Source organism: Paraciimarium castrense LEGE 11436, assembly GCF_056633055.1.
This window is the reverse complement of the sequence record NZ_JBSJOW010000008.1, coordinates 108,642-134,515: the sequence shown is the minus strand read 5'-3', so window position 1 is coordinate 134,515 and position 25,874 is coordinate 108,642. Positions and strand designations below refer to the sequence as shown.

The 25,874-nt window shown below is 66.6% G+C and carries 21 protein-coding genes and 1 pseudogene; 10 read left to right on the top strand and 12 right to left on the bottom strand.

Annotated elements, in window-relative coordinates:
- The first annotated feature begins 538 nt into the window (after window positions 1-538).
- The 3 genes from ACWJIO_RS12645 (at window position 539) to ACWJIO_RS12635 (ending at window position 3,682) form a co-directional block, all read left to right on the top strand.
- The gene (locus tag ACWJIO_RS12645) at window positions 539-1,879 is read left to right on the top strand and encodes a cation:proton antiporter (RefSeq protein WP_480313926.1); all 1,341 of its coding nucleotides are present in this window, start codon (window positions 539-541) and stop codon (window positions 1,877-1,879) included.
- Window positions 1,880-1,884: 5 nt separating this feature from the next.
- Window positions 1,885-2,751 (top strand): DUF6671 family protein, encoded by an 867-nt coding sequence (locus ACWJIO_RS12640; protein WP_480313924.1) that lies wholly within the window; start codon window positions 1,885-1,887, stop codon window positions 2,749-2,751.
- A 364-nt stretch (window positions 2,752-3,115) separates the two neighbouring features.
- Complete coding sequence (locus tag ACWJIO_RS12635; protein WP_480313921.1) at window positions 3,116-3,682, top strand: Crp/Fnr family transcriptional regulator; 567 nt, start codon at window positions 3,116-3,118, stop codon at window positions 3,680-3,682.
- Here the strand turns inward: ACWJIO_RS12635 and ACWJIO_RS12630 are convergent, their stop codons facing one another.
- On the bottom strand, window positions 3,683-6,346 hold the full coding sequence (locus ACWJIO_RS12630; protein WP_480313919.1) for a cation-translocating P-type ATPase: 2,664 nt from the start codon (window positions 6,344-6,346) through the stop codon (window positions 3,683-3,685).
- An 86-nt stretch (window positions 6,347-6,432) separates the two neighbouring features.
- On the opposite strand from ACWJIO_RS12630, the gene ACWJIO_RS12625 reads away from it, so the two are divergent.
- Window positions 6,433-7,362: an SGNH/GDSL hydrolase family protein gene (locus tag ACWJIO_RS12625; protein ID WP_480313917.1), complete on the top strand. Its 930-nt coding sequence runs from the start codon at window positions 6,433-6,435 to the stop codon at window positions 7,360-7,362.
- Between the two features lie 33 nt (window positions 7,363-7,395).
- Here the strand turns inward: ACWJIO_RS12625 and ACWJIO_RS12620 are convergent, their stop codons facing one another.
- Window positions 7,396-7,650 carry a hypothetical protein gene (locus ACWJIO_RS12620; protein WP_193814128.1) on the bottom strand — a complete coding sequence of 85 codons (255 nt, stop codon included), beginning with the start codon at window positions 7,648-7,650 and terminating at the stop codon, window positions 7,396-7,398.
- 86 nt (window positions 7,651-7,736) lie between these two features.
- On the opposite strand from ACWJIO_RS12620, the gene ACWJIO_RS12615 reads away from it, so the two are divergent.
- Both ACWJIO_RS12615 and ACWJIO_RS12610 read left to right on the top strand, forming a co-directional pair.
- Window positions 7,737-8,228, top strand: coding sequence for a protein phosphatase (locus tag ACWJIO_RS12615; protein WP_480313915.1), 492 nt, complete (start codon window positions 7,737-7,739; stop codon window positions 8,226-8,228).
- Window positions 8,225-8,857, top strand: coding sequence for a 2OG-Fe(II) oxygenase (locus ACWJIO_RS12610; protein WP_480313913.1), 633 nt, complete (start codon window positions 8,225-8,227; stop codon window positions 8,855-8,857). The genes ACWJIO_RS12615 and ACWJIO_RS12610 overlap by 4 nt, the downstream gene beginning before the upstream one ends.
- Here ACWJIO_RS12610 and ACWJIO_RS12605 read toward each other — a convergent pair.
- The 3 genes and pseudogenes from ACWJIO_RS12605 to ACWJIO_RS12595 form a co-directional block, all read right to left on the bottom strand.
- Window positions 8,851-9,024 (bottom strand): annotated as a pseudogene (locus ACWJIO_RS12605) (IS5/IS1182 family transposase); the annotation flags it as partial. The gene ACWJIO_RS12610 and the pseudogene ACWJIO_RS12605 overlap by 7 nt on opposite strands.
- An 89-nt stretch (window positions 9,025-9,113) precedes the next feature.
- Entirely contained in the window at window positions 9,114-9,404 is a 291-nt protein-coding gene (locus tag ACWJIO_RS12600) for a HEPN domain-containing protein (RefSeq protein WP_480313910.1), read from the bottom strand.
- Complete coding sequence (locus tag ACWJIO_RS12595; RefSeq protein WP_480313908.1) at window positions 9,391-9,810, bottom strand: nucleotidyltransferase family protein; 420 nt, start codon at window positions 9,808-9,810, stop codon at window positions 9,391-9,393. Before ACWJIO_RS12595 ends, ACWJIO_RS12600 begins: the two co-directional genes overlap by 14 nt.
- A 165-nt stretch (window positions 9,811-9,975) precedes the next feature.
- Here ACWJIO_RS12595 and ACWJIO_RS12590 point away from each other — a divergent pair, with 165 nt between their 5' ends.
- A complete protein-coding gene (locus ACWJIO_RS12590; RefSeq protein ID WP_480313906.1) occupies window positions 9,976-12,834 on the top strand; it encodes a valine--tRNA ligase in 2,859 nt (952 codons plus the stop codon).
- An 11-nt stretch (window positions 12,835-12,845) separates the two neighbouring features.
- On the opposite strand, the gene ACWJIO_RS12585 is transcribed toward ACWJIO_RS12590, so the two are convergent.
- Entirely contained in the window at window positions 12,846-13,181 is a 336-nt protein-coding gene (locus tag ACWJIO_RS12585; protein ID WP_480313904.1) for a nuclear transport factor 2 family protein, read from the bottom strand.
- Between the two features lie 185 nt (window positions 13,182-13,366).
- The gene (locus tag ACWJIO_RS12580; RefSeq protein WP_480313902.1) at window positions 13,367-14,122 is read right to left on the bottom strand and encodes an SDR family oxidoreductase; all 756 of its coding nucleotides are present in this window, start codon (window positions 14,120-14,122) and stop codon (window positions 13,367-13,369) included.
- 93 nt (window positions 14,123-14,215) lie between these two features.
- On the opposite strand from ACWJIO_RS12580, the gene ACWJIO_RS12575 reads away from it, so the two are divergent.
- A complete protein-coding gene (locus ACWJIO_RS12575; protein WP_480313900.1) occupies window positions 14,216-15,112 on the top strand; it encodes a LysR family transcriptional regulator in 897 nt (298 codons plus the stop codon).
- Between the two features lie 13 nt (window positions 15,113-15,125).
- Here the strand turns inward: ACWJIO_RS12575 and ACWJIO_RS12570 are convergent, their stop codons facing one another.
- From ACWJIO_RS12570 to ACWJIO_RS12555, 4 genes are all read right to left on the bottom strand, one after another.
- Complete coding sequence (locus ACWJIO_RS12570) at window positions 15,126-15,881, bottom strand: SpoIIAA family protein (RefSeq protein WP_480313898.1); 756 nt, start codon at window positions 15,879-15,881, stop codon at window positions 15,126-15,128.
- 171 nt (window positions 15,882-16,052) lie between these two features.
- Entirely contained in the window at window positions 16,053-16,541 is a 489-nt protein-coding gene (locus ACWJIO_RS12565; protein WP_480313896.1) for a DUF1643 domain-containing protein, read from the bottom strand.
- Window positions 16,542-16,581: 40 nt separating this feature from the next.
- Window positions 16,582-18,231: a mechanosensitive ion channel family protein gene (locus ACWJIO_RS12560; protein WP_480313894.1), complete on the bottom strand. Its 1,650-nt coding sequence runs from the start codon at window positions 18,229-18,231 to the stop codon at window positions 16,582-16,584.
- Window positions 18,232-18,631: 400 nt separating this feature from the next.
- Window positions 18,632-18,886: a hypothetical protein gene (locus ACWJIO_RS12555; protein ID WP_480313893.1), complete on the bottom strand. Its 255-nt coding sequence runs from the start codon at window positions 18,884-18,886 to the stop codon at window positions 18,632-18,634.
- Between the two features lie 54 nt (window positions 18,887-18,940).
- On the opposite strand from ACWJIO_RS12555, the gene ACWJIO_RS12550 reads away from it, so the two are divergent.
- Together ACWJIO_RS12550 and ACWJIO_RS12545 are read left to right on the top strand one after the other, a co-directional pair.
- Entirely contained in the window at window positions 18,941-22,018 is a 3,078-nt protein-coding gene (locus tag ACWJIO_RS12550; RefSeq protein WP_480313891.1) for a choice-of-anchor I family protein, read from the top strand.
- A gap of 488 nt (window positions 22,019-22,506) precedes the next feature.
- Complete coding sequence (locus tag ACWJIO_RS12545) at window positions 22,507-23,835, top strand: CmpA/NrtA family ABC transporter substrate-binding protein (RefSeq protein ID WP_480313889.1); 1,329 nt, start codon at window positions 22,507-22,509, stop codon at window positions 23,833-23,835.
- 852 nt (window positions 23,836-24,687) lie between these two features.
- On the opposite strand, the gene ACWJIO_RS12540 is transcribed toward ACWJIO_RS12545, so the two are convergent.
- On the bottom strand, window positions 24,688-25,874 hold a 1,187-nt coding region (locus ACWJIO_RS12540), incomplete at its 5' end, for an NPCBM/NEW2 domain-containing protein (protein WP_480313887.1).

The following is a 25,874-nucleotide window of genomic DNA, read 5'->3' as shown; positions in this document are numbered from 1 at the left end:
AGGCCAGGGCCATCGGCAGGGCGATCACCGCCGCGGTGACCCCCCCGAACAGATCGCCCTTGATGTTGTTGGAGCTGAAGTGGTTCAGCAGCTGCAGGGGTGAGCGCCCCGGAGGGGCCGTATCAGTGGCCATCGCTACAGGGGGGTGTGGTGGCCGGCACATTACTGGTGAAAATGCTGGCGCCAGCGCCGTTCAGGCCGCGCGGCGCCGCCACGGCCGGGAATTGCAATGATCAGCTGGGGTGATCATTGCTCCAGGAGACGTGCCCCCACGGCGCCCCCGCCAGGCGTTAATCCACGGCGGCCAGCGCTGCCACCTGGCTGGCCGTTGTCTCTGCCCTGCCAGGACTGCACTGCCTTGGGGCCCCTTGCGGGCCACCATGCCGGCCCCGCGCTGGCGTCTGCTGCTCGCCCCTGCGGACGCCATTGATCACCCCAGCTGATCAGACCTGCCGGGGACGCCTGGGATTCCGATGCCGACATTTCAGCCGCAACGCGGCTTTTCCCATTAAAAAGGCACGCTCCCGTGCACTCGTGAATGATTCCCCTGCCCACACTGCTGATGGAAATCGGCAGTCACCAGGCGGAAGTGGCTGAAACCCTGATCGGGGTGGGTCGCTTTCTCGTGATTTTTGTAGCGGCCCGAGCCATCGCTGAAGTGATGGTGCGGCTCCAGCTCCCCACCATCCTCGGCGAACTCGTGGCCGGTGTGCTCATCGGCGCCAGCGGCCTGCATCTGATTCTGCCCCCCGAGGCCCAGGCGGAACTCAGTGGTGCGGTGCTGAACCTGGTGGGCTCCCTGGCCGATGTCTCTCCCGAAACGGTGGATTCCATCTACCGGGAAACCTTCCCCAGCCTTCAGGCTGTGTCGCAGCTCGGCCTGTTCGCCCTGCTGTTTCTCACGGGCCTCGAGAGCGAGCTCGACGAGCTGGTGGCGGTGGGGCTTCAGGCCAGCACGGTGGCGTTCACCGGGGTGGTGCTGCCCTTTGCCCTCGGCACCGGTGGCCTCTATTACTTCTTCCATGTGCCCCTGATCCCGGCGGTGTTTGCCGGCGCGGCGATGACGGCCACCTCGATCGGCATCACGGCCAGCGTGTTCGGTGAGCTGCAGTGGCTGAAGCGCAAGGAAGGTCAGATCGTGATCGGCGCCGCCGTGCTCGATGACATCCTCGGCATCGTCATCCTGGCCGTGGTGGTGTCCCTGGCCGGCGGTGGCGCCTTCACCGTGGGCCCGTTGCTCAAGCTCTGCGCGGCGGCTGTGGTGTTCGTGGCGGCGGCGCTCTTCCTCAGCCGCACGGCCGCCCCGGGCTTCGACTGGGTGGTGGACCGCCTCAAGGCCCCCGGCGATGTGGCGGTGGCCAGCTTCGTGGTGCTCACCCTCTGCTGCTTCGCGGCCCAGGCGATCGGTCTGGAGGCGGCCCTGGGAGCCTTTGCCGCCGGCCTGATCCTCAGTGCCTCCAAGCACACCCATGACATCGACACGGCGGTGAAGCCCCTGGTGGCCCTCTTCGCCACGGTGTTCTTCGTGCTGATCGGCACCGGCATGGACCTCTCGGTGCTCAACCCCTTCGATCCGGCCAACCGCGAAGGGCTGATCGTGGCCATGTTCCTGCTGGTGGTGGCCGTGGCCGGCAAGGTGGCGGCGGGCTGGTGTTACACCAGCAAGGAACCCACCAACCGCCTGGTGGTGGGTCTGGGGATGATGCCCCGCGGCGAGGTGGGCCTGATCTTCCTCGGGCTGGGCACCCAGGCCAACATCCTCACCCCGTCCCTGGAAGCCGCCATCCTGCTGATGGTGATCGGCACCACCTTCCTGGCCCCGATCCTGCTGCGGGTGGTGATCAGCTCCCAGGCCGAACCGGCCACCCAGCCCGGCTGAGCTCCATGGGCTCCCCGTCGCCCTACGCGGGACGCAGGGTCTGCCTCACCACGCGCCACGGCAAGGAGCGGGCACTGGCCAGGCCCTTCCTGCATGGGCTCGGCGCCATCCTGGAGGTGGAGCCCTGCGACACCGACCAGCTCGGCACCTTCAGCGGTGAGGTGGAACGGCTGGGCGACGCCCGCGCCACCTGTCATCGCAAGGCCCTGCTCGGTCTCGAGGCCAGCGGCCTCAGCCTCGGCCTGGCCAGCGAGGCCAGCTTCGGCCCCCATCCCGCCGTGCCCCTGCTCTCGGTGGGCCAGGAGCTCTTGCTCTTCGTGGACCTGGAGCGGGGCCTCAGCGTGCTGGAGCAGCGCCTCGATCTGGCCACCACCCTGGCCCGCCGCAGCCTGGAGCCGGGTGATCTGGAAAGCGAGGGCGTTCGGGCCTGGCTGGCCCAGGTGCGCTTCCCCAGCCATGCTCTGATCGCCCGCCCGGCCGACGGCCATCCCGGCCCCTGCATCAAGGCCATCCGCACGCAGGCGGAGCTGGAGCACGCCCTGGCCCGCTGCGCCGCGGCCAGCCCCGAGGGGCGCGTGTGGCTCGAAACCGACATGCGCGCCCACTGCAACCCCACCCGGATGGCGAGTATCCGGCGGCTGGGTTTCCAGCTGGTGCGCCGCCTGGGGCGGCCTTGCCCCGCCTGCGGGGCCCCTGGCTGGGGACTGCAGACGACCCTGCCGGGCCTGCCCTGCAGCTGCTGCGGCACGCCCACGGCCCTGACAGCCCAGGAGTGCTGGGGCTGTGCCGCCTGCCCCCACACCGCGCTGCAGCCCCGCCGCGATGGTCTCCAGCAGGCCGATCCAGCCCACTGCCCCTGGTGCAACCCCTGACCCTGGCGGCCAGCTGAGGGGGCGGGCAACGTGCGTGGGAGAGGTACGGATCGCTGTGGTTGAAGCAACGGCCAACCACTGCCGATTACGCCGGCTTATGCATCCAATCGGGGATCCTGCGCGTGTCAGTTGGCACATTTCCTGACAGAGGCTTTAAGGTTTGCGGACCCAAATTTGAACATCATTCTTTTGACGACTACACCAGTCTTCTAATTCACGTGCTACGGCTTTTCTGAGTTGATCAAGGCCCCTTGTTGGCCACGCTTCAGCAATCCAAGCTCGGCGGCGAATTGTTGTATCGGTGAGGCGCCATGCGCTTCAGCTCCATCTCTCCATCCCACCCCTTGTTCCCATGTCTGTCTCCATGTCAAGTCGCAGTCTGCGCCTCAGCCTCCGGGCCGGCGAGACGCTCCCCGCCAATCTCTGCTGGCGTGTGGAAAAGGGCTATGTGTGGCTTGCCCGCTGGGTTCCCGGCGGCGATCCCCTCACCCTGGGCGTGTGGGGCCCGGGCGAGATGGTGATGCCCGCCCTGATCGGTCTGCCTTCGATCGAATTGCGCTCCCTCTCCCCCGTGGTGGTGGTGGAAGAAGCAGACACCACCGTGCCGATGGAGCGCAGCTTTCTGGAGGATCAACTGCGGCAGGCGGCCCTGCTGCTGCTGCTCAGCCGCGTACGCCCCGCCGAGGCTCGCCTGCTGCAATTGCTCGACTGGTTCGGCACTCGCTTCGGCACGATGACCACCAAGGGCGTGCGGCTCTGCTTCGGCGAACGCCCCCTGACCCACCAGCAGCTCGCCGACATCGCCGGCATGACCAGGGTCACGGTGACCAAGGCCCTCACCCAGTTCCGTCAGTCCGGCGTGCTCTCCAGTGATGGCAACGGTGGGCTGTTGCTGCGGGTGCCGGCCTCCGAGCTCTGGGGTGAGGAGTGATCAGGGGCTGAACCCGGCTGTGGGGTCGAGCCGCTCCCCGAGCCAGGCCACCGGCAGCATGGCCAGCATCGCCAGGCCGCACAGCAGCCACTGGCTGCCGCTGAGGGGCGCGGTGGCAAAGAAGCGGTTCATCCAGCTCCACTGGCTGAACAGCAGCTGCAGCAGCAGCGCCAGGCTGATGCCTCCCACCAGCACCGGCACCCGCCGCCATTGGCGCCAGCCGCCCCGGCTCGCCTGGCTGAGGCTGATCAGATACACCACCTGGGCCAGCACCAGGGCCTGAATCGCCATCGTGCGCGCCAGCTCCAGGCTGGCCCCAGACCCGGACACCCGCAGAAACACCCCGAAGATCAGCAGCCAGTAGAAGGCGGACACCAGCAGCACCCGGCGCACCAGACGGCCGCTCAGCAAAGGCTCGCCGGGCGGCCGCGGCGGCTGGCTCATCAGGCGTGGCGGCTGGGGCTCGAAGGCCAGGGGCACCGACAGGCTCAGCGAGCACACCATGTTCAGCCACAACACCTGCAGCGCCGTCACCGGCAGCTCCAGGCCGAGCACCGCCCCCAGCAGGATCGTCATCGAGGCGCCGCCGTTCACGGGCAGCACGAAGGCGAGCGCCTTGCGCAGGTTCAGGTACACCGCCCGGCCCTCTTCCACCGCCGCTTCGATCGTGGCGAAGTTGTCGTCGGTGAGCAGCATGTCGGCGGCTTCGCGGGCCACCTCGGTGCCGCCTTCGCCCATGGCGATGCCGATGTCGGCCTGCTTGAGGGCCGGCGCGTCGTTGACGCCATCGCCGGTCATCGCCACCACGGCGCCGCCGGCCTGCAGCGCCTGCACCAGGGCCAGCTTCTGGGCCGGCGCCACCCGGGCGAACACATCGCTCTGCTGCGCCAGCCGGCCCAGCTGTTCGGGGGGGCAGTCCTCCAGGTCGCGGCCCTCGATGGCCCGCACGGCGCCGCCACGGCCCAGCCCCAGCTCAGTGGCCACCCAGCGGGCGGTGTCGCGGTGGTCGCCGGTGATCATCTTCACGGTGATGCCGGCCTGCTGGCAGGCCCGCACGGCGGCGCGGGCCTGCGGCCGCGGTGGGTCGAGCAGGCCCTGCAGACCCAGGAACACCAGGCCACCGTCGCACTGCTGCGGGCGCAGCTGCCGCTGGTGGGGGCCGGCCTGCCCCGAGGCGAAGGCCAGCACCCTCTGCCCGGCGCCGGCCATGGCGGCCACGGCGGCGCTGATGGCCGCACCATCGAGGCGCTGGGGCTGGCCCGCGGCCGAGAGTTGCCTGTCACAGCGGGCCAGCACCGCCTCCACCGAGCCCTTCACCAGGATGCGCCCATCGCCATGCAGCGTGGCCATGAACTGGTGTTCCGAGGCGAAGGGAATCACGTCCAGGCGAGGCTGGCGCTGCAGGCAGCCCTGCCGATCCAGACCGGCCACGGCGGCCGCCTGCAGCAGGGCTGTCTCGGTGGGGTCCCCCACCAGGCCCTCATGCTGGCTGGGCCGGGCGTCGTTGCAGAGCATCCCGGCCAGCAGGGTGTCGCGCAGGGCCAGGTTGTGCTCGCTTCCCGCCAACTGATCAAGCGGCCAGCGCTCGCCGCCGGCATGGATCTGTTGCACCGTCATGCGGTTCTGGGTGAGGGTGCCCGTTTTGTCCGAGCAGATCACCGTGGTGCTGCCCAGGGCCTCGACGGCCGGCAGCTTGCGGATGATGGCGTTGCGGCGGGCCATGCGGTTCACGCCGATCGCCAGGGTGATGGTGACGATCGCCGGCAGTTCCTCCGGAATGGCGCCCACGGCAAGGGCCACGGCGCCATCGAACATCTCGGCGGCGGCCCGGCCCCGGGCCAGCCCCACCAGAAAGGTGACTCCCGCCAGGGCCAGCACCAGCTGCAGCAGGGTGTGGGTGAAGCCCCGGAACTGGCGGGTGAGGGGGGTGCTGAGGCTGGTCTGGTCGGCCAGGGAACGGGAGATGTGGCCCACCTCGGTGGCGTTGCCGGTGGCCACCACCAGGCCGCAGGCCCGGCCGGCCGTCACCAGGCTGCCCGCGTAGGCCATGCCGTGGCGCTCCGCCAGGGGCGCCCGCGGCTCCACCGGCGTCGTGGCCTTGCGCACGGGCATCGACTCACCCGTGAGCGCCGATTCATCCACCTGCAGCTGCTGCACCGTCAACAGCCGCAGGTCGGCGGGCACCTTGCTGCCGGCCTCCAGCTGCACCAGATCCCCCGGCACCAGCTGTTCGGAGGCCAGCCGGGCGGGCTGCCCACCGCGCACCACCTCGACGCTGGTGCGCACCGAGCGGGCCAGGGCCGCGATGGCCGTCTCGGCGCGATTTTCCTGCACATCGCCGATCACGGCGTTGATCACGGTGACGCTCCAGATCACCCAGGCTTCGCTCACCTCGCCCAGCAGCAGCTTCACGGTTCCCACCGCCAGCAGGGTGTAGAGCAGGGGATCGTGGAACTGGCCGAGGAAGCGCTGCCAGCCGGGTCTGCCGCGCCGTTGGCTGAGCTGGTTGGGCCCCCAGCGCTGCAGCCGTTGCTCAGCTTCCGCGCCCCTCAGCCCCCGCACCGGGTCGCTGCCGAGGGCGTCGATCAGCTCCGCGGCGGCGGTGCTGTGGGCCTGATCGAGCAGTTCGGGGGGCGTGGCAGCCGCGGGAGCAGGGAGCGGCACGGTCAGGGCGGCGCGAGCTCCCCCAGTGTGCTCAGGTCGCCCCATGGGCCGGCAGCATGGCCACACCGCCCGGCCCCCTGTTGCCCATGACCTCCTCCCTGGTGCTTCTGGGTGACAGCCTGGTGGATACGGGCAACACCACCGCCCTGGCCAGGCTGGTGGGGCAGGATCCCTTCGCGGACCGCATCTACAACGGCGGCGGCAACCGCAAGGCCTCCGATGGCCCGGTGCTGGCGGAGCAGATTGCCCGCCGCCTCGGGGCCAGGCTGAGCTCCACCACCCGGGTCAACCTGCTCAGCCTGCCCCTGCAGCGCCTGGCCGGTGGCTTCGACAGCAGCACCCAGCTCTGGAACTTCGCCTATGCGGGCGCTAACTCCGGCCTGAGGGGCTCCCGCCGGGCCGGCCTGGCGGGCTTCCCGCTCGGGCTCCGCTCCCAGGCTCGGGTGGTGGCGGCCAATGCGCCGCGCCGCGCTGATGTCGATGCCCTGATCGTGGCGGGCAGCAACGACCTGCTGGATCTGGTCGATCGCCCCGGCCGGGTGTTGCGGGCGCTGCGCAGTGCGGGCCGCCGGGATGACCGGCGCTTGAGCCGCCAGCAGGCCCGCCGGATCGTGGCCAACACCCGCCGGGCCGTGGACACGATCAGCGGCAACCCCAGCAGGGGCGGCTTCGCCATCGATGAGGTGGTGATTCTGGGGCTGGCGCCCCTGAGCCAGACCCCTGCGGTGAGAGCCGTGGCCGCTGGCCTGAGACTGCCCCTGGGCCGCGACCTGCGGCGGTTCGTCGACCAGACGGCCCGGCGGGTGAACCGCCAGCTCAAGCGCCGCTACAACGGCCCGCGCCGCAACGACGGGGTGGAGGTGATCGATGGCTTCCAGGTGTGGAACAGCGTGGCCAGGCCCCGCTTCCTCGACGACGTTCACCCCACGGCCGCCACGGCAGGCCGGCTGGCGGATGCCGTGGTGGGGCGGATCGCCGCTTCGAGAGACCTCAGCAGCTTTGGCTTCTCAGCCTGATCAGCTCCCGGCCCGGCCGGGAGCTGATCAGGCTCAGTCGTCGGGATAGAGCAGGCCATCGAGTTCCTCGGGATCCACGTCATAGACGCGGGCCAGGGTGGTCTCAATGGCACTGGTCACCACGTCGGGCAGGAAGCGCATCGCATTGATCGCGTCATCGGCGATGTCGTCGGTGAGCAGGGGGTCACCGCCCAGCTTCTCGTCGTTGATCACGGCCATCACCCAGCTTTGATAGGCGGTGACCAGATCGGCGAACTCGAGCTCCGGGTCGTTCAGATCCAGGGCCATTGGGCGTCTCCAGGGACGTTGCCTCTGCAGTTTGCCCACTGGGGAGGATGGCGCAGCCGTTGTTCCCGGTTGTCCTGACCGTGACCATGCCCGAGCCGCCCTCCCAGACCCCCGGCCAACCGGCCCCTGCAGCGGTGCAGGGCAGGCTTGCCGCGTTCGCCATCGGCGAGCTGGTGCGCCAGCACCGCAGCAGCTTTGCGCCGCTCTGGAGCACCGAGAGCTGGGTGAAACTGCTGATCTGGCTGGCACTCAACTGCGGCTGCAGTGGCGACGAGGCCGGGCTGCGGGCCTTTCGGGCCTGCCTGGATCCGGCCCTGAGCCGCCGCCTGCGGCAGCAGTTCTTCACGCGGGAGCTGGAGCTCCTTCAGCTGCAGGTGGTGGCCGATCCCGCTGAGGCCGCGGCGCTGGTGCTCCCCCTGGTCCCCGCCGGTGCCCCCGTTGATCTGGAGCAGGCGGCGGCGGCCGTGGCCGCTGCGGGGCTGGAGGCCCAGCTGGTGGCCGACCGCGGGCGCTGGAGCAGCCTGGAGGGCGCGGTGGCCATTCCCTGGCAGCTGCCATCGCCCGCCGCCACGCCATGACCCTGATCGCCACCTACACCAACCCCGGCTACAGCGCCCTGGCCGATGCGGTGATGGCCTTCTTCGAGCGGCGCAGCGACCTGCAACGCCCGGGGGTGGCCTTCGGGCCGGAGGCTGGGCCCGGGGCCGCGCCCGCCAAGGTGTCCACCGACATCAGCCTGGTGGCGATCGACCGCAGCGATCCGGAGGCCTTCGCCCTGGCCGAGGTGATCCTGCGGGGGGTGACGGCCGGCCTCAACCAATACCTCAGGGAGCGGCCGCTGCTGCGCCAGTGCTGCCCGGAGCAGGCCCTGTTCGTGAACCCGATCTTCAACCTGCAGCGCTATGCCCCGGGCGAGGCCTTCCACGCCTGGCACTGCGACTGGACCCTCAGCGAGGAGGACACCGAGCCGAACCGCCGTGTGCTGGCCTGGATCCTCTACTGCAACAGCCTGCCCGAGGGGGGCACCGAGTTCCACTGGCAGGGCCACCACGAGCAGGCCGAGGCGGGCAAGCTGCTGCTCTTCCCCGCTGGGCTCTCCCACATCCACCGCGGCCGGGTGAGCCACGACCACAGCAAAACGATCGCCACGGGCTGGATCAATGCCGGCACCCTGGAGGCCTACGTGGCTCGTCTGGCGGCGAAGTGACGGAGATGACCAGGCGGTAGAACTTCTGCACCGCAGGCGATCAGAGCATCGATGTTGGCCAGGTTTCGCGCCAGATACCGGATCTGCTGCCCAATGGCTTTTTGAAACGTGCTGATGCGCGGACGCTTCTTCTTTGCCACTGCCAAGAATTGACGACGGGATTGACGGGGGTCTTGGTCGATGCCGACGGCACGAACTCTGTTGAAGCGGAGGTGCTCCAGGCGCGATTCAAGGCCGGTCAAGTTTGTGGCAACGCTCAGCCCAACCCCTCAACTGCCTGCTCGCAACGACCCAGCTCCACCTGCAGCGCCAGCAGCACTCCCTCCAGGGGCTGTTGCGCCAGCACCGCCAGATCAGCCAGATCGTGCGCTCTTGGCGGCTGGCGATCGGCCAGCACGATCCAGGCCTTCAGGAGCTTCTCAAGGGCCTGCTGCGCCGTGAAGCCCCAGTCCTCTTCCGGGTAGGCGGGATCCAGGCCGAAGCGCAGGCTGCGCAGATGCCGGCGCACGATCGCCAGCAGCAGCCGCGCGTCTTCAGCCGGCGACATGCAGCACCCTCCCCTCCCGGGCAATATCCCCGAACACATGCCAGCGGGAGCCGCTCAGTCGCTCAGCGTCGGTGCTGCCGGCCACCACCAGGTCCACCCCCACCCCCAGCAGGCCGATCCGCTCCCGGAACCGGTGCCAGCAGGAGGCCTTCTCGGTCGGTGTGAGCTGGGGCTGGCGAACGATCACGGCCAGATCCAGGTCGGAATCGGCATGGGCGTGGCCCCGTGCCCGCGACCCGAAGGCCAGCACGGCCTGCACATCCGGTTCCGCGCAAAGCCGCGCCAGGGCCAGGCCGCAGCGGTGCGGATCCAAGCCCGGCCCCAGATCCACCAGCGGCTGCAGCGTCCGCCTCTGCCGCCACGGGATCGCCGGCGGCTGAAAGGGCTGGGCAACGGCGCTTGCCATGCGGCAATGCTATCGGCACTCCCTGGTCCCCAGCCTGGCCCGCTGCTCGCCTCCCAGGTTCTGCGCATTCCTGCTTGAGGTGCCGGTCACGCTTCCCCAGAACCGCGGCCAGGCGGTCGGCGAACCGCTTTGAGACCATGGGGCCATCGCCAGTGCACCGTTTCCATGGCTGAGGCCACCCCAGCTCCTGACGGCGCCCTGCCCAAGACCTACGACCCGGCCAGCACCGAAGCCCGCTGGCAGGCCGCCTGGGAAGCCGCCGGCGCCTTCCATCCCGATCCGGAGGCCCCGGGGGAGCCGTTTTCGGTGGTGATCCCGCCGCCGAACGTGACCGGCAGCCTGCACATGGGCCACGGCTTCGAGACGGCCCTGATCGACACGATCGTGCGCTTCCAGCGCCTGCAGGGCAGAAACGTGCTGTGCCTGCCCGGCACCGACCACGCCTCGATCGCGGTGCAGTCGATCCTGGAGAAGCAGATCAAGGCCGAAGGCGGCAGCAAGGACGATCTCGGCCGCGACGCCTTCCTGGAGCGGGCCTGGGCCTGGAAGGCCGAGAGCGGCGGCACGATCGTGGGCCAGCTGCGGCGCCTGGGCTACTCGGTGGACTGGCAGCGGGAGCGCTTCACCCTCGATCCGGGCCTGAACAAGGCGGTGGTGGAGGCCTTCGTGCGCCTGCACGAGCAGGGCCTGATCTACCGGGGCGAATACCTGGTGAACTGGTGCCCGGCCTCGGGATCGGCGGTGAGCGATCTGGAGGTGGAGATGAAAGAGCTCGACGGCCACCTCTGGCACTTCCGCTACCCCCTCAGTGGCGGAGAGGGCGCTGGAGAGGACTCAGCGGCTGGCGGCCTCGACCATCTTGTAGTGGCCACCACCCGCCCGGAAACGCTGCTGGGCGACACAGGCGTTGCCGTGCACCCCGACGACCCTCGCTACGCCGCCCTGGTGGGACACACGCTCACCCTGCCCCTGGTGGGCCGCCAGATTCCGATCGTGGCCGATGCGCACGTCGATCCGGCCTTCGGCACCGGCTGCGTCAAGGTGACCCCCGCCCACGACCCCAACGACTTCGCCATCGGCGCCCGCCACGGCCTGCCGCTGATCACGGTGATGGCCAAGGACGGCAGCATGAACGCCGCCGCGGGCCGCTTCGCCGGGCTGGATCGCTTCGAGGCGCGCCAAGCGGTGGTGGCCGCGATGGAGGCCGAGGGCTTCCTGGTGAAGGTGGAGCCCCACCGCCACAGCGTGCCCTTTTCCGATCGCGGCAAGGTGCCGGTGGAGCCGCTGCTCTCCACCCAGTGGTTCGCACGAGCCGAGCCCCTGGCCGCCCGCTGCCGCGAGGCCCTCGATCAAGGAGCGCCCCGCTTCGTGCCCCAGCGCTGGGAGAAGGTGTACCGCGACTGGCTCACCGACATCCGCGACTGGTGCATCAGCCGCCAGCTCTGGTGGGGCCACCGCATCCCCGCCTGGTTCGTGGTGAGTGAAACCGGCGGGGTGATCACCGAGGCCACGCCCTATGTGGTGGCTCGCGATGACGCCGAAGCGCGCCGCCAAGCCGAGGACCAGTTCGGTGCGGCGTCGCGGGCCGCCGGGCGGGCGCTGCAGTTGGAGCAGGACCCCGACGTGCTCGACACCTGGTTCTCCAGCGGCCTCTGGCCCTTCTCCACCCTGGGCTGGCCCGATGAGAGCGCCGCCGATCTGGCCACCTGGTATCCCACCAGCGTGCTGGTGACCGGCTTCGACATCATCTTTTTCTGGGTGGCGCGGATGACGATGCTGGCCGGCGCCTTCACCGGCCGCATGCCCTTCGCCGACGTGATGATCCACGGCCTGGTGCGGGATGAGACCAACCGCAAGATGAGCAAATCAGCGGGCAACGGCATCGACCCGCTGCCGCTGATCGAGCGCTACGGCGCCGATGCCCTGCGCTTCGCCCTGGTGCGCGAGGTGGCCGGCGCCGGCCAGGACATCCGCCTCGACTACGACCGCGCCAGCGGCAGTTCGGCCACGGTGGAGGGGGCGCGCAACTTCGCCAACAAGCTCTGGAACGCCACCCGCTTCGCCCTGCTCAACCTGGGCGGTGAAACCCCGGCCAGCCTCGGCGAGCCCGACCCGGCCGCGTTAACCCTCGCCGACCGCTGGATCCTCTCGCGCCTGGCCAGGGTGAACCGCGAAACCGCCGAGCGCTACGGCAGCTACGGCCTGGGCGAAGCGGCCAAGGGGCTCTACGAGTTCGCCTGGAACGAGGTGTGCGACTGGACGATCGAGCTGCTCAAACGCCGCCTCAATCCCCGCCCCGCCAATGAGGGGGAGGCCATCAGCGCCGAAGCGCTGGCCGACCAGCGGGTCGCCCGCCAGGTGCTCGCCAAGGTGCTCGCCGAACTGCTGGTGCTGCTGCACCCGCTGATGCCGCACCTGAGCGAAGAGCTCTGGCACGGTGTCTCCGGCGAGGCGGAAGGCCGCTTCCTGGCCCTGCAGAGCTGGCCCGCCGTGAACGAAGCCGCCCTCGATGACGGCCTCGAAGCCCAGTTCGCCGAGTTGATCGAGGCGATCCGGGTGGTGCGCAACCTGCGCGCCGTGGCGGGGCTCAAGCCGTCCCAGAGTGCGCCGGTGGTGTTCCTCACCGGCCGGCCGGAGCTGGCGGCGGTGCTGCGCCAGGCCACCGGCGACATCACCGCCCTCACCCGCGCCGCCTCGGTGGAGGTGCGCGATCCGGGCGCCGCGGCAGGCGATGCAGCCGAAGCCCAGGCGGCGGGGCCCCAGCGCTGCCTGGCGGCCGTGAGCGGGGAGCTCCAGGTGCTGCTGCCGATCGAGGGCCTGGTGGACCTGGCCGCCCTGCGCGGCCGCCTGGAAAAGGACATTGCCAAGGCCGAGAAGGAGATCAAGGGCCTGGCCGGTCGCCTCGCCAACCCCAACTTCGCCGGCAAGGCCCCCCCCGAGGTGGTGGCCGAGTGCCGCGCCAACCTGGCCGAGGCCGAAGCCCAGGCCGCGCTGGCGCGGGGACGGCTGGAGGGCTTGGGCTGAAGCGGGCTGGATCAGTAGCGCATGCGCCAGCTGACGATGCGCCCGTCTTCGACGCGGAACAGGAAGTCCGCCCGGCTCGTATAACCCCTGCTGTTGTACTGGCCGGTCACCACCACGTCGTTACCCGTCACCACCACCTGCGGGTCGTTCACCCGTCCGCCCCGCTCGATGATGTCACTGTCGAGCCAGCGGAAAAAGGCCTCGCCTGATTTGGCAGGGCCGCTGCCGTAGGCCTGGGAGGCGTTGGCGGCGAACAGGGCACGGATCCGTGCGGGATCGTTGCTGGCCATCGCTTCCAGCAACTGACGCACCACCGCCCCTGGATCCGACGGGAGCGCCTGGGCCACTGGAGCCGCGGGCGCCGGATCAGGCTGAGCGGAGGGGGACGCAACCGGCTGAGCGGCTGTGGCCTCACCTGATCCGGCCGCAGGTGGTTGGGCGCGGCCACATTGGGGGATGGCGGCGAAGACGAGCATGCCGGCCAGGGTTGCCGGCCAGACGCTGCAGAACTGCTGACGCATGGGATGAATCCTCAACGGGTGGTGTAGCCGCCGTTGGCGAAGATGGTCTGGCCGGTGATCCACCAGCCCTCGGTGGCCAGGAAGCGCACGATCGGGGCAATGTCTTCAATCTGGGTGAGTTGATTTCCCATCGCCTGGGACTTGTGGAATCCCACCCGCTCGGGTGTTTCCTGACCATAGAAGAAGGGTGTGTCCATGGGGCCGGGGCCCACCGCCGTGACCGAGATGCCGCGGGCGGCAAATTCCTTGGCTGCGGCTCGGGTGAAGTGCTCCACCGGCGATTTACTGCCGGCGTAGGTGGAGTACCCGTCGGTGAAGGCCGCCAGCAGCGAGGTCACGATCGTGATGATCTTGCCGTTGTCGTTGAGCTGGCGTCCTGCTTCCTTGATGAAGAAGTAAGCGGCCTTGGCGTTGATGTCGAACATCGTGTCGTAGTCCGCCTCGGTGGTGTCCACGATCGGTTTGCGCAGCACCATGCCCGCGGTGTTCACCGCCACATCCACACCGCCAAAGCGATCCCTGGCCTGCTCGAACACCCGCTGAACCGTCGCTGCTGCTGTGAGATCGGCCTGGATGGCGAAGGCCTCACGGCCCAGATCCTGAATGGCCTGCACGGTGGCTTCGGCCTGCTGTTGAGCGGCCTGGCTGTGGTAATGCACCACAATGTTGGCCCCACGGCTGGCGAAGTCGCGGCTGAGTAAGCCTCCTAAGTTCTTGGCGCCACCGGCGATCAGCACGACGGCGTTCTTGAGATCACAACTGGACATGGCGATTCCGCAGACGACGCCAACCTAGTTAGTTGACAGGAATGGGGGTAGTGGGGAGAATGTCATTTACAAATTGCGCTGAGTGCAAGAAGCATGCACAGCCTGCAGCAGCTCTTTCTTCAGATCGTCGAGGCGGGCAGCTTCAAGCAGGCGGCCGAACAGCTGCATCTGGAGCCCTCCTCGCTCAGCCGCAAGATGGTGGCCCTCGAGAAACGCCTCAAGGTGAAACTGCTGCACCGCTCCACGCGCCACACCCGGCCCACCAACCTCGGGCAGCGCTACTACGAAGGCCTGCGCCAACTGCTGGATGAAGAGATTGCCCTGGAGGAGGAACTCACCAGCGGTGTTGAGCTGCTCAGGGGCACGCTCAGGGTGAGCGCGCCGGTGGATTTCGGTGCTGAATTCGTGGTTCCCGTCGTCCAGGAGATGCTGCAACGGGCGCCGGAGCTCTCTGTGGAGCTGCTGTTCAGCAGCCACTTCGCCAATCTGGTGGAAGACAACATCGATGTGGCCGTGCGCATTGGATCGATGCCGACCTCAAGTCTGATTGCCAGGCCGATCGGCGAGGTTCCCCGCGTGCTTGTGGCCAGCGACAGCTACCTGAAACGCCATGGCGCCCCTGAGGATCCCGACGACCTCAGCGACCACAACTTCATCCTCTATTCCCCCGTTCAGGCCAGAAGCGACGTTGTGTTTGCCGATGGCCGCAGGTTTTCCCACACCCGGATGCGCAGCAACATCACCGTGAACAGCGTCAACGCCATCCGTCAGTTGGTGCGGGATGGCGTGGGCGTTCACCTCGGGCCCGCCTGGGTGTTCCGCGAAGCCCTGGGGCAGGGCGAGGTTCGCCGCCTGCTGCCCGCCCACCCCCTGCAGAGCTTCCCGGTGCAGGCCGTGCACGTCGATCGGGCCTACAGGCCAAGAAAGACCGAGGAGTTCATCCAGCAGCTGGCGGCCTATCTGCACGGCCATCTCTGCGCAGAGGCCTGAGCAGCCAAGCTGATCAAGACTTCAGCCAGGCCCAGGCGTCTGCTTCCTGCTCGGCGCTGAAGTGGCGCAGGCTGATCGGCAGCATGGAGCCCATCATCTGCGTCAACGTGCCCATCCAGCCGGGTCCCCCGACGATGGCGTAGCGGCGCACGTGGCCGATGGCCGTGAACTTGGCGGAGAGCAGGGAGGCGTTGGTGAGCAAGGTGGGCACCATGCCGTGGAACCTCTTGATGCGCGCCAGCAGATCGATCTGCTCCTGTTGGGCGAACATCTTGTTCAACACCGGCATCACGGTGTCGATGTCGTCTTCGCTGATGGTGCCATCCAATTCGTAGGCGATGAGGCTGGGGCTGCCCGTCTCGATCAGCGTCAGGGCTGGTTTCGGCGCGGGCGCGATCGGCGGCAGTTCCGCCGCGAAGGCCACGGCGGCATCCATCGCTTCGGGGGCGAACATCCTGATGTCCACCACCGGCATCAAGGCGTGCACCAGAGACATCAAGGCCTGCATGAACTGCTTGGTCGAGATGATGGCCATGCGCGGTACCCGCGCCATCTTGTCGAGCTGGCTGAACTCGAAGCGGGCATCCGCGGCCATGGCATCGGCTGTCATGTCCGACCACTGCGCCATGTCCACGATCAGATTGACGCGATCCTGGCTGGCGAAGGCCGCTTCAAAGGCTTTCTCCATGGTCTGAATATCGGCTTTCTCAACCAGCCCCTCAAGGCGCACACTCAGGACATGGGCCTGACTGCTGTCGATGCTGATCATGGCAGTTCTCCTGACGTCTTGACTTGGCCATGCTGAAGTTGCCGCTCTCAAGATCGCTGGCGAACCTGCGAAAGCATCTGGTAAGTCTTGGAGGTAACTTTTTCTTGGCAAACCTATTTTAGATGTGTCGGTTGGAGGAAGCGTCAAGCGGCCTCGTATCGATTGATTCCTTCATGCTTCTGGGGGCATACCGGCTGGCGACCATGGCTGCGGCTCCAGTCCCCTGGGCAGATACAGCGGGTGCATGGGATGGCCATCCCGGCTGAGGCGCAGGCAGTGCAGGCCTGTCAGCATCGCCGCCACTGCGGCAGCACGCCCCTTGTACTGGCCGCCTACGCCCCAGGCGGCCAGCTTCAGGTCTGCCGCCTGGGCCATCGCCCGCAGCTGCCGGTCGTTGTCCGGTCCCACGGGATCGGCCGCAGCCTTGATGGCGGCCGGTTGGGTGGCCCGCAGGGCGAACAGGTTGGTGAGGCAGAGAGCCCCGAAGCCCCAGTCGCGGGCGAAGCTCAGGCAACGCCGCAGGGTGGGATCGTCGCGCACGGCATCGGCGCTGCTGGGGTTGAGGCCGATCACCATCAGCACGCCGCCGCTGGCCTCCCAGCGGCGCCAGAGGGTGTAGCGGTAACGGCCACAGGGGCTGAGCAGCGCGCTCCTCTCCATGGCGCCATCCTCTTGCCTCCCTTCCCCAGGGCCCCGCTTCTCAGGGATCCGGGGGCCGGCAGTTGTCCGCCAGGCCCTGCAGCGCCGCCTCCAGGGCCGGCGGCAGCTGCAGTCGCAGCCCCTCCCCGCCCAGGTGCAGGTCCCGCTGCGGGAACGGCACCGTGATCCCCTGCTCCCGCAGGATCGCCTCGATGCGGAAGTTCAGATCGCTGACGATCTCGTACTGGCGCCGGGGCTCCCGGGTCCATACCAGCAGGGTGAAGTTGAGCGAGCTGTCCCCGAAGCTGCTGAAGAACACCTGGGGTGGCGGCGTCATCAGCACCGCCGGGTTGTCCTGACAGGCGGCGATCAGAGCGTCGCGCACCGCCTCGGTGTTGGACCCATAGGCCACCCCCACCGGCACCTGCAGCCGCGACACCGGGCTGCCGTGGCTCCAGTTCACCACCCGCGATTCGAGAAATTCCGAATTGGGCACGATGATCGTCACCCCGTCCAGGGTGGTCACCTTGGTGCTGCGCAGGCCGAGGCTGGCCACGCTGCCCTGCAGGTCGCCGATTTCCACGAAGTCGCCCACCTGGATCGGCCGCTCGAAAATGATGATCAGGCCGCTGAGGAAGTTCTTGGTGATCCCCTGCAGGCCGAGGCCCACGCCCACCCCCAGCACGCTGGCGAACAGGGTGAGGGAGGTGAGATCCAGCCCCCAGAGCTGCAGCAGCACCAAGGTGCCCACCAGCAGCAGGCCATAGCGGGCCACGAAGGCCACGGCCTCCTGGCCGCCGGCGCTCATGCCCGTGTAGCGCAGCACCCGTTTGCGCAGCAGGCTCTGCAGCACCCCCACCGCCTGGGCCAGCGCCACGAACAGCAGCAGCAGCACCGCCACGTCCTGGAGCGAGTAGCTGCGCGCCCCCAGCGGCAGGAACGGAGACCCCAGCCAGCCCCGTGCCGCCGCCACCAGGCCGGAGCTGATCCGGCGGCTGGCGGGGAACAGGTCCATCGCGGCCGCCGTGGCGCCGATCCACACGCCGGCCTGAAGCAGCAGCAGGGCCGCCCGCAGCAGGAAGCGGCTGGAACGGTCACGGCGCTCACCATCCATGGCCAGCGGCGCCAGGGCCCGGGGGAAGCGCTGCTGCCACAGGCGCCGCAGCAGCAGGTGCAGAGCCAGGGCCCCCAGCAGGATGGCCAGGGCCACCGGCAGCATCCGCAGCAGGTGTTCGTGGCTGCGCTCCCGCCGGGCGGTGGCGATGGCCTGCTCGAGCTGGCGTTGCCAGAGCTCAGCCTGGTCCCGGGCCTCGAGGCCCTCGGCCACGTCGCGCTCGGTCACCGTCACCAGGGTGCGGCCATTGAGACTCAGCACCGGCAGGTTGTTGGTCTGGCGCACCTGCAGCTTGACCGGCCCGCCTGCGGCGATGGCCTCCTCAAGCCGCTCGTTCACGGTGGCGCTGCGCTGCTCGGCGCTGAGCGTGCGTGATGGCCAGAGCTCAAACAGCCGGCGGCCATCCAGCAGGATCGGGGCAGAGCTGGCGGTGGGGCTGGCTCCTGCCCCCAGTTCCGCCAGGGCCGGGAGCCCCAGGCCGGCTACCAGCAGCAGGCCCACCAGCAGGCTGAACAGTGGGCACAGCAGGGGCCTCAGCCCTGGGCGGAAGCGGGCTCTGGGCTGCGGACCCAGATCCGGCCCGGTCCGCGCTGTCATGGCTTCTCGGCAGTGCCAGCAGGTTAGGAACCAGATCGACAGCTCCAGGCAGGCCTAGGCCAGAGCTGCCAGTGCAACGCAAGTGGTTCTGACCCGCAGTCAGGCCAGACTGAAGGGAAAATAGTTCGGAAATGTCACATGAATTCAATCATGATTTGATCTAACCCCAGAGGATTACCGACCCTTAATCAGTCGTTAGTGATCAGGGGCCTGGCGCTCTGAGAAGTTTGCTGGGTATGGGTCTCCACTGATGGTTGCTTCCACTGATCGGCTGCTGAGAAGGCTGTTCAGGATTGATCGCAGAATCAGATCGATTGATTCCAGTCTGGCTGATCTGCGCCAATCAGGCTCCGCCAGGCGTCGCCAACGCCGACTCACTGCCCGGCTTGAGGCACTGCAATCACGATTCCAGAGGGCAAACCGCCGCCTCGATCGTGCCAGCCGTGAGCCCCTCGCAGGTGGCCTCAACGAACTCCAGCAGAACCAGCTGGCTCAGTTGCAGGCCCAGCTGGCTGTCAATCAACAGCAGAGCCAGCTGATCAGCCAGCAGCAGAATGAGCTTGAGCAGCTGCAGGAGCAGCTCCTGCTCAGCGAGCAACAGAGCCAGGAGGAGCGTGAGCAGCAGCGGCAACAGGCTCAATACGACGCTGAGCAACTTCGCAACCGGCTGGATCAGCTGCTCAGTCAGGTTTCTGTCAACAGGGATCTGGTGCCGGCAGATCCCCTGCTAGGCAGCCTCAACCTCTCGGCGCCAGGTACCTCCGGGGAACAGTTCCAGACTGAAATCTCGGCCTACGTGAGGATTGCTGACAAACTCTTTTTACTCTCCTCGGGTGGCGGAGAGACCCTCCAGGTCACCGATGCCACCGATCCGGCCTCGCCTCAGCTGCTGGAGCGGTTGAGCTATGGAGGCGGCTTTGCCAGCACTTCAGTTGCGGCCCATGGTGACCTCGTGGCCGTGGCGCTCACGCCCCTGGACTATGAGGACAACCCGGCCCGGGGAGTGGTGCGGTTCTTCCGCATCAACAGGAGTGGGCAGCTCAGCCCATTGCAGGACGTGGAGGTGGGCTATCTGCCTGATGGCATGGCCTTCAGTGGCGATGGCCTGCAGCTGGTGATCGCTAACGAAGCCCAGCCCAGCGGCGATTACGGCATCGATCCCGAGGGATCGATCGGCATCATCGACATCTCCAACCCCGGTCTCAACCCCCAGTTCACCTACACGGATCTGGGCTTTACTGGGCAGGTTCTGCCCGCTGAGCTGCGCATCTCCGGGCCTGCCGGCACCACGGCGGCCCAGGACATCGAACCGGAATTTGTGTCGATCCTGGGAGATCGCGCCTACGTCACGCTGCAGGAGAACAACGGCGTGGCCGTGGTGGATCTCAAGGGCCGGCGCATCGAGGCGATCCAGGCCCTTGGCAGCGTGGACTACAGCCTGCAGGCGGTGGACCTCTCCGACCGGGATGGCCCCGGCAGAAGTGAGGCCTTTCTGCCGCAACTGGGCCAGGAGTTTCTGGGCCTGCGTATGCCCGATGGCGTCAGCGCTTTCACGGCGCAGGGCCGCCGGTATTACATCACCGCCAATGAAGGGGATGCCAGGGAGTACGGCGACTACGAAGACACCGACCGCAATCCGGCGGCCCCCAATGGCCGACTCGAAACGATCCTGGATGCCAGTGGCGGCCAGACCAACACCTCCCTGGGCAGCCGCTCGGTGAGCATCTTTGATGCCGAGAGCGGTGCCCTGGTGTGGGACAGCGGCACCAGCCTGCAGACCATCGCCGTGGCGGCCGGCACCTACGACGACGGCCGCAGTGACGCCAAGGGAGTGGAGCCGGAAACGGTGACCACCGTGCAGGTGGAGGGCCGCACCTACGCCGTCGTGGGCATGGAGCGGGGCCTGCGCACCACCGTGGCCATCTTTGACATCAGCAACCCCGCCGATGGCCGCTATGTGAGCCACCGGGTGATTGAGGGCAGCCTCTCCCCCGAGGGCCTGCTGGTGATCCCCGCCCAGGACAGCCCCACCGGCCGCAGCCAGCTGGTGGTGTCCAACGAGGTGAGCAACACCCTCGACCTGCTTGATCTGGGTGCCCTGCTGGATACCCCCGGCCCCGGCAGTGCGGGCTTCTTCCAGCCCACCATGCTCAGGGACGTGGCGGGAGGGCCCCAGCTCCAGGTGAGCAATCTGCTAACCAACGGAGAGTTCACCAATGGCCTGGAGCCCGGTGCCAGCGTCTACACGCCGCCTGGGATCCTCGATGGTCTGGGCGCCTACGACAATGGCGATGGCACCTACACCGTGCTGGCTAACAGTGAGCTGGGCAGCAGCGTCGGTGTGCCCTATCTGGTGGGCGGCGTGACCCTGCGGGGAGCTCGGATCAGCAAGCTGATCGTGGACAAGGACAGCGACGACGATGCCAGCAACGGCTATCAGTCGGCGCTGATCTCCGGTGGGATTGCCTACACCTCGATCGTGGATGCCGACGGCAATCTGGTGACCGATGCGGCCCAGGTGAACGGTGGTTTCAACCGCTTCTGCTCCGGCAGTTTCGAGATGGCTAATCGCTTCGGCACGGGTCGGGGCTTTGTGGATGCGATCTACCTCACCGGCGAGGAGGCCGATGAGGGCCTGATCTATGGGCTCGACACCGCCGGCGAAACCCTTTACGCCGCCCCGGGGCTGGGCCGGGCGGGCTGGGAGACGGCGATTCAGGTGGACACCGGCAGTGCCAACACCGTGGGGGTGCTGCTGATGGACGACAACACGGCACCCCTTTATCTCTGGGTGGGCACCAAGGTGCGTGATCCAGGCGCCGGCTTCCTGGAGCGCAATGGCCTGGCGGCGAGCCAGGGCTCGCTGTACACCTGGGTACCCACCGGGGGCAGCATCGGCACCAGCGCCGGGGATGACGGCGATCCCACCAATGGCGATGAAACCCTGGTGCCCGATTCCGCCGACCTCAACGCCCTGCCCCTGGGCACCGCAGCCGCTGGCACCTGGCAACGTGTGGGCAGCGGCACCGAGGTGGCGGCCCTGGACGAGGCGACCCTGCGAGCCACGGCCAACAGCCTGGGAGCCCTGCAGCTCAGCCGCCTGGAAGATGCCAGCATCAACCCCTTGAATGGGCAGGAGGTGGTGTTTGCCACCACGGGGAACGCGGCTTTCGCTGGGGCGGACACCTTCGGCAATCTGATCAGCCTCAATCTCGGCGCCGCCTTCAACCCTCAAGGTGAGATTGAGCCTGGCAATGGCACCGATCTCGCTGTGATCTACGACGGCGATCGTGAAGTGGCCAGCTGGGATGCAGCCAATGGCAACAACGATGGCGCGATCGATCCCGGCCAGGAAGCCGCCTTCGGCGCCACAATCATCCGTAACCCAGACAACCTCACCTGGTCTGCCGACGGCTCGATCTACGTCCAGGAAGACCGCTCCGTGCCGGCTGCCTTCTTTGGCCAGGAGGAGGCTTCGATCTGGAAGGTGAACCCCAACGCCAGTGATCCGATCACAGGCCAGGCCGTCAGCGAACGCTGGGCCCAGATCGACCGCACAGCCGTGCCCACGGCCTACGGCCAGAGCGATCCCAGCGCCGCTGACCCGGGCAACTGGGAATCCTCAGGGATCATCGATGTCTCGCCCATCTACAACCAGGCCGCAGGCAGCACCTTCCTGGCGGATGTGCAGGCCCACAGCCTGCGCAATGGCAGCATCGGCGGCAACGCCAACCTGGTGCAGGGCGGTCAGCTCAACCTGATCGAGCAGAGCCCACCTCTGGCCTGACGCTTCCCCTGCGCGGTGATCCGCTCAGCTGTCGTCAGTGATCTTTGGCGTCCTATGGCTGTGGTGGGTCACCGAAGCCCCGTGCCAGGGGGATAGGGCGATCCACTGAGGGGCCAACCCCCTCGGGGTGGAAATCCGGCGGTGCTCCGCCCAAGATCGCTTCGGACTCCTGTGGCTGTCGATCAGAACACTATCGTCAATCAGGATGCTGTCGCTGTGCCTGAACTCGATGAACTGATCGGATTGATTCCCCTGGCCTACGGTCAGCATCCGTCGTGCTCACGTATAGCGAGATCCCGGGCCTTTCGGCTGTCAGCAAGGCCCTTCGCCATCTGCAATCCTAACCAAATGCTGCCACTGCGAAGGCCATGGCTTTGATCGCTGCAGATCGAGCCTATCGCGCGGCACGTTGATTTATATCTCTTGTTCATCAGCTTCCATTTCCAGCCGACACAATACCGACCTGGGCTTTCCCCTGCCTTGCTGCCATGGTCAAGCGTCGTCAGCTCTTCTCCCTCGCCAGTGCAGCCCTGGTGGGCTCGATGCTGCTGGCCGGTTGCCTCGGCTCTCCCCCTGATCGGGGCGGGGCTGACTCCACCACGCCGACGGCCATCGCTGACAAGGGGCTCGAAACCAACAGCATCAGCCTCGGCTTCATTCCTATCCTTGAGGCGGCCCCCTTGGTGGTGGGCGTCGAAAAGGGTTACTTCGCCAAGCACGGCCTCGATGTCAGGCTCAGCAAGCAGCCCAGCTGGCCCGCCGCCCGCGACAACGTGGTGCTCGGCTCTGAGGCGGGTGGCATCGATGGAGGGCAGTGGCAAATGCCGATGCCCCAGATGATCGGCGAAGGGGCGATCACTGATGGCCAGAAAGTGCCGATGTACATCCTGGCGATGCTGATGAGCCAGGGCAATGGCATCGCCGCCTCCAACAACATCAAACTCGCCAATCTCTCTGTTGACCTCAAGAGCTCAGCGAACTTCTTTTCGGACTTCATCAAGCGGGAAGGGCGCAAGTTCCGTGCTGCCTACACCTTCCCCAAGTCCAACCAGGACATCTGGATCCGCTACTGGCTGGCGGCCGGAGGGGTTCACCCCGACCAGGAGGTGGAGCTGCTCACAGTGCCCTCCACCGAAACCCTGCAGGGGCTGCGCAATGGCACCATGGAGGCCTTCGCCACCGGCGACCCCTGGCCCTCACGGATCGTCAAGGAGGGCACCGGCTATCTCCCGGCCATCACCGCCCAGCTCTGGAAGGTCCACCCCGAGGAGTACCTGGCTGTGCGTGCCGATTGGGTTGACAGGCATCCCAAGGCCACCATCGCCCTGATCAAGGGTGTGATCGAGGCGCAGCGATGGATGGACAAGGCTGAGAACCGCGCGGAGGTAGCCAGGATGCTCAGCTCTCGCCAGTGGTTCAACACCCCAGTCGAGGTGCTGGAGGAGTCGATCAAGGGTCAGTACCTGCTGGGTGCAGAGCGCAAACCTGAAAGCGATCCCGCTATGGGCCCCCTCTACTGGGCCAGCGATCGCGGCGTGATCTCCTATCCCTACAAGAGCCTCACGCTGTGGTTCCTGCTGGAATCCATGCGCTGGAAGTTCTATCCCGGCACCGTGGATTCGGTGGCCCAGGCCCAGGCGATCAACAACAAGGTGACCCGGGAGGACCTCTGGATTCAAGCGGCCAGGGAGCTGGGTCTGCCCGCCAACCAGATCCCCACCAGTTCCAGCCGAGGTAAGGAGACCTTCTTCGATGGAATCGTCTATGACCCCGAGAATCCCCAGGCCTATCTCGACAGCCTCAAGATCAAGAACTAGATCCGCCCCAGCTCTCTGGGCTGTCTCAGCAGAAGTTCCGCTAGCGGGCTGCTTGCGTTGCTGGTCATCCCCGTGATCGTCATCACTGCTTTGTGGTCGTTTCGGGCCATGGTCATTGAAGGTGACGATCAGATGCTCCAAAGCTACATATTGTGGCACTATTTCAGCGCCTGGGAGCATGTCTGTCTGGCGATCTGCCCGCCAGGATCGACCTGATTCATGGCCATCTGAATTCCGCAGCTGCGCAACTGCGGGCACAGCATGGCGGATCCGTCCGACCACAGCCGGTGGCAACCAGGCACCTCTGAAGCCGTTCTGGCATCTCAGAGCAAGGCGAAAGCTTCAGAGATGGTTGGCAAGGCAAAAAAAGTTCCGCGTTGCCAAGCGCCCAGCTCAACGGCGAGACATGCCCGATACCCCAGGCTGAAGGCTGCAGAACCAGGCCAAAGCGACCTGGCTCCCACTCGGGCCAAGGGTCAGCACCCGTTCAGGGGTCTCAAACAACAGTCAGACTTCCAAGAGCTCTGGCTCATGACGTGTGTTCAATCCACTGGGAGGTGACCATGCTGGACTCACGTTTGAACTGATTTCTGGTGCCACGTCTGATGTCTAAGGCACCATGATCAGGGCAATGGCATGTCCAGATGGGTGCATTCAATCTACCCAGCAAAGAATGAAGGGAAGAAAGGACCAATCAATGAACGTTGGGCGAGGCCTGCGTCGAGCAACGGCATGGAGGCTTGATGTGGTGATTCTTGAGTTCAGGAATGCGTAGGGTCACTGTTCTTCTGAGCGCCATAGGGCGCCTTGGGTATCTTTATGGGCATAGACGATAAAGTGGTTCTTGGTGGTTTATGCTAATGGGATGTCAATACGATCAATAAACTCCAGTCCTGTGTGTACAGTGTCACCTTGAATCCCGCTGTATTTGCTAATATCGGCTGCGAGTGGGCTTGGGCTGCTTGAGATGATTGTATTGGCTTCAGTCTTAGGCCCTGGATTCATGGCACTCTGCTCCTCTCTGGGCACGGTTGAGGGAATAGTGTTGCCATCGCCCATGCCATTCTGTTCATCGTGCAGGCCAATAAGTTCGTCACGCATCCCCGAGTCCCTATTCTGGGGAGGAAATGCCACTCTAGTCTTGGAATCTAATAATTCGCTTGTCGGGCTGAATCTCGCGCTGCCAATGGCTGACGTAGCACCCAATGGCTGATTCCCAGTGATCATGTCAAAGGCTTGAGGCTCGAAGCCAGATCTGCCAACGGGAGACTGGTTTGGGCTGTTGATCAGCTTGGCGTCAGCCCAGTTGGCATGATCGTTAAAGTCTGGTCCATTGGTGTCAACGATCAATTGCAGCGTCTGCACTCCTGAGACATCGAGATCGACGAGCTCAGCCTCAGTGTCCCCGGTGACGATCCCGGATTGGAAGATCTCAGAGTCGTCTGCCAGAACTCGGAAGATGACAGAGCCATTGTTACCTTGACTGTCGTCGATTCCGATGAAGGACTGGAAGCGACTGTAGGAGCCGCCGAGGGAATAGGTGAGCGAGGAGGCTGCATGAACGCCGAGCCCCTTGGCATAGGTGGTGCCGTTGAGGGTTAATGTGCCTCCATCTTCGGCGCCAGTTTCACCATTGCTGAGGTCTCGCTCATAGGGTCCCCAGCCATTGACGGCTGCAGTGGGTGTGAGGTCTGAGAGGTAGACGGTGCTGGCACTCGGCGGCGGTGTAGGTGGAACGAATGTACTGATGAGCTTGGCATCAGCCCAGTTGGCGTGGTCGTTGGCGTCGGAGCCGTTGGTGCCAACGACCAATTGGAGCGTCTGCACTCCTGAGACATCAAGATCGACGAGCTCAGCATCAGTGTCCCCGGTGACGATCCCGGATTGGAAGATCTCAGAGCCGTCGGCTAGAACTCGAAAGATGACGGAGCCGTTGCTTCCTCGACTGTCGTCGATTCCGATGAAGGATTGGAAGCGACTGTACGAGCCGCCGAGGGAATAGGTCAGCGAGGAGGCTGCATGAACGCCGAGCCCCTTGG